The 3,901-nt window shown below is 40.8% G+C and carries 1 protein-coding gene; it reads right to left on the bottom strand.

What is annotated here, in order from left to right; translation table 11 throughout:
- Positions 1 to 44: 44 nt before the first annotated feature.
- A partial coding sequence (locus tag GGR10_RS06660; RefSeq protein WP_182480437.1) for a YadA-like family protein occupies positions 45 to 3,901 on the bottom strand: 3,857 nt, incomplete at its 5' end.

Here is a 3,901-nt window from a genome sequence, read left to right as displayed (position 1 = left end):
TGGTATATTAATTCTTAATGTGACGTTATTAATAATGTGGTGTATTAATTCAGCGTAAAGCTTATTCCTGCTCCTACACCCCAGTGACCTCCAGACGTGGTAACGGAGAGGTTGGAACGGATATCTCCATCTTCAGATGTATAACCAGCACCAAAGGCAGGTGCAGATTGGTTACGCCATATGCCGTTACCAAATGCAACACTAAGTTTACCAGGTGTATCATTGTAACGTAAGTTAGATGCTGCCAAACCGATTGCTGCTGCTTGTCTTGCTTCTTTTTGGACGACGTCAATCTTATAACTTAAAGCATTAAACTTCATATCAGCATAAGCATTAGCTTGTGCAACAGCATCACCAACTATATTTTCTATTTTCTCATCTGTATATTTGTTGGCATCTGCGAGAGTAAGTTGTGTTTGTTCTTTAACATAATCATGCAGCTGCCCACCATTGACTACTTGTTTTGAACCTTCTTCGATTTTACCATCTGCAACATTGTCAATGAGCACAGGTGTATCATCATCAGTACCTACTAAAGTGATGCTATTGATTTTGTTGCCCTGTTCATCTTTGTCATAACTAACAACCCCCTCAGTAAGGGTGCTAATATCGCTAATCATACCATCAACCTTATTTTCAAGGTTGTCGATCTTCTCATTTGTCTCCCAAAGTTGATTACCTGTAACTGCGTCAGTAGACCCCTTTTCAATTTCACCATTTGCCACATTGGTGATCTTACCAACCTGACCATTATGGCTAGCATCGTAAGCATTTTTATCATTATTCCAGCTTATGCCATCAGAATTCACTTGAGAGCTTGTCTGCTGTTCAACTTGCTTAATACGGTCATTGAGACCAGACATACTACTATTAACAGCACCAAAAGCAGCAGCTACATTATTATATGTCTGTTCTCCATTCTGCCCCTGCGCATCAAAACCCATAATTGTAAACGTTGGATCTGTCCACTTTCCATCCTGATAATCAGCACCCCCACCGAAATACTGTGCTATCGTTGTGTTCATCTCATAAAGCTGCTTGCCATTGACCGCCTCTGTCGAGTCTGCAGTAATCTTCCCGTCCTTTACACCAGAAAGTATCCGAGATGCTCCTTCTTTATTAGCAATAGAGACTTCATTACCACCTGTTTTGGCACCAATGGTGATAATATGTGACGATGGATCCTGTTCTATAAGGCTGCCACCCCCTGCTTTAACAAAAAGGCTATTATTTTCTATATCCTCAACCTGTTTAGAAAGATCAGTTAGCGTATTATTAACACCTACAAAAGCTGCCCCAACACTATTATACTTCTCACCTTGAACATTATAAGTGGGTGCTGTACCTTCCAGTACGTTTGCTCCACCCCCTAAATACTTATTAATATTCTTATCTAAAGTCGAAACATTCTCTTTAGCCTTCTCAACAGTAACATTGAGCGGTTCAAACTTCTCTTTAACCTCAAAAAGCTGATTACCTGTCACCGCATCTGTTGAGCCTGCATCAACATTACCATCTTTCAAACCAGTAAGTGTACGAGCATCTCCATTACTGTTGGTGATACTGATCTTACTGCCTTCTACTTTACCCCCAATGGTGATGACCTTCGTACCTGTATGCTGTGCTACAAGACTGTCATCTCCAACACTTTCAACCTTATCAAGCTTCTCATAAAGATCTGTCAATGAAGTATTAACACCAGCAAACGCATCTGCAACACTATGATACTCATCCTCCTGAACATTATAAGTAGGTGCTATACTTCCTAGTACATTGGCTTTACCCCCTAAATACTCATTAATATTCGCATTTAAGGTTGTAACATCCTTCTCAGCCTTCTTAACAATAGCATTAAGCGGCTCAAACTTCTGATCAACCTCATGAAGCTGCGCACCTGTTACTGCATCTGTCGAGCTTTCATCAAGCTTCCCCTTTGCCAAACCGGTAAGTGTACGAGCTCCTCCTGTTTTGTTGGTAATACTGATCTTATTGCCTTCTACATTTGCACCTATCGTAATCAGCTTGGATACCTCATTTTGCGCAACAAGGCTGTCATCTCCAATACTGTTTTGCAGACCATCAAACTTCTCATAAAGATCTGTCAATGAAGTATTAACACCAGCAAAGGCTGCTCCAACACTATTATACGGAGTGTCCTGAACAGTATAAGTGGGCTTCTTACTTCCTAGTACATCTGCATCACCACCTAAATACTCATTAACATTCTTACCTAAGGTTGTAACATTCCCCTGCACGCCCTCAACAGTGCCAGTCAAACCTTTAACATCTTCATCCACTTTATGAAGCTGTTTACCTGTCACTGCATCTGTTGATTTGTCTGAAAGCTCTCCATCCTTCAAACCGGTAAGTGTACGAGATCCTTTTCCTTTATTAACAATGGAGATCTTATCACCCTCAGCTTTAGCTCCAATCGTGATGACATTCGTATTTTTATCTTGCGTTACAAGGCTATTATCAACCGAAGCATTCGTTACACTCTCAACCTGTTTAGAAAGATCCGTCAGTGTATTATTAACACCTACAAAAGCAGCTCCAACACTATGATACTCACCATCCTGAACTTTATAAGTGGGTGCTGTACCTTCCAGTACGTTTGCTCCACCCCCTAAATACTTATTAATATTCTTATCTAACGTTGTAACATTCCCCTTAACTTCCTTCAAAAGAACATCCAACGGGGTAAACTTCTCTTGAACATCAAAAAGCTGATTACCTGTCACTGCATCTGTTGAACCTTCAGTAACATTACCATCCTTCAAACCTGTAAGTATACGAGCCTCTCCATTACTGTTGGTGATACTGATCTTACTGCCTTCTACTTTACCCCCAATGGTGATGACCTTCGTACCTGTATGCTGCGCAACAAGACTGTCATCCCCTACACTTTCAACCTTATCAAGCTTCTCATAAAGATCTGTCAGCTTACCATCAACACCCTCAAAGGCTGCTCCAACATTACTATATTCATCCTCCTGAACAGTATAAGTGGGGGCTATACTTTCTAGTACGTTGGCTTTACCACCTAAATACTCATTAATATTCGTATCTAAGGTTGTAACATCCCCCTCAGCCTTCTTAACAATAGCATTAAGCGGCTCAAACTTCTGATCAACTTTATGAAGCTGCGCACCTGTTACTGCATCTGTCGAGCCGGCATCAACTTTCCCATCTGCCAAACCGGTAAGTTTACGAGCCTTTCCTGTTTTGTTGGTGATACTGATCTTATTGCCTTCTACGTTCGCACCTATCGTAATCAGCTTGGACACCTCATTTTGCGCTACAAGGCTGTCATCTCCTATACTGTTTTGAAGACCATCAAACTTCTCATAAAGATCTGTCAATGAACTATCAACACCCTCAAAGGCTGCTCCAACACTATTATACTCACCATCCTGAACTTTATAAGTGGGTGCCTTACTTCCTAATACGTTAGCATCTCCCCCTAAATACTGATTAATATTCGTATCTAACGTTGTAACATTCTTCTGCACGCCCTCAATAGTGCCAGTCAAACCCTTAACATCTTCATCAACCTTATGAAGTTGTTTACCTGTAACCGCATCTGTTGACCTGTCTGAAAGCTCTCCATCCTTCAAACCAGTAAGTGTACGAGTTTTTTGTTCTTTATTAAGAATGGAGATCTTGTCACCCTCAGCTTTCGCACCTATCGTGATGATATTCGAGTCATCTTGCGCAACAAGACTATTATTGATTGCAGCATTCGTTACATTCTCAACCTGCTTAGAAAGATCCGTCAGTGTATTATTAACACCTACAAAGGCAGTCCCAACACTATTATATGAACTACTCTGAACTTTATAAGTGGGTGCTGTACCTTCCAGTACGTTTGCTCCACCCCCTAAATACTTATTAATATTCT

Source organism: Bartonella chomelii (assembly GCF_014138465.1).
Lineage (GTDB): Bacteria > Pseudomonadota > Alphaproteobacteria > Rhizobiales > Rhizobiaceae > Bartonella > Bartonella schoenbuchensis.
Note: the sequence above shows the minus strand (reverse complement) of the source record. Positions and strands in the feature narration are given on the sequence as shown.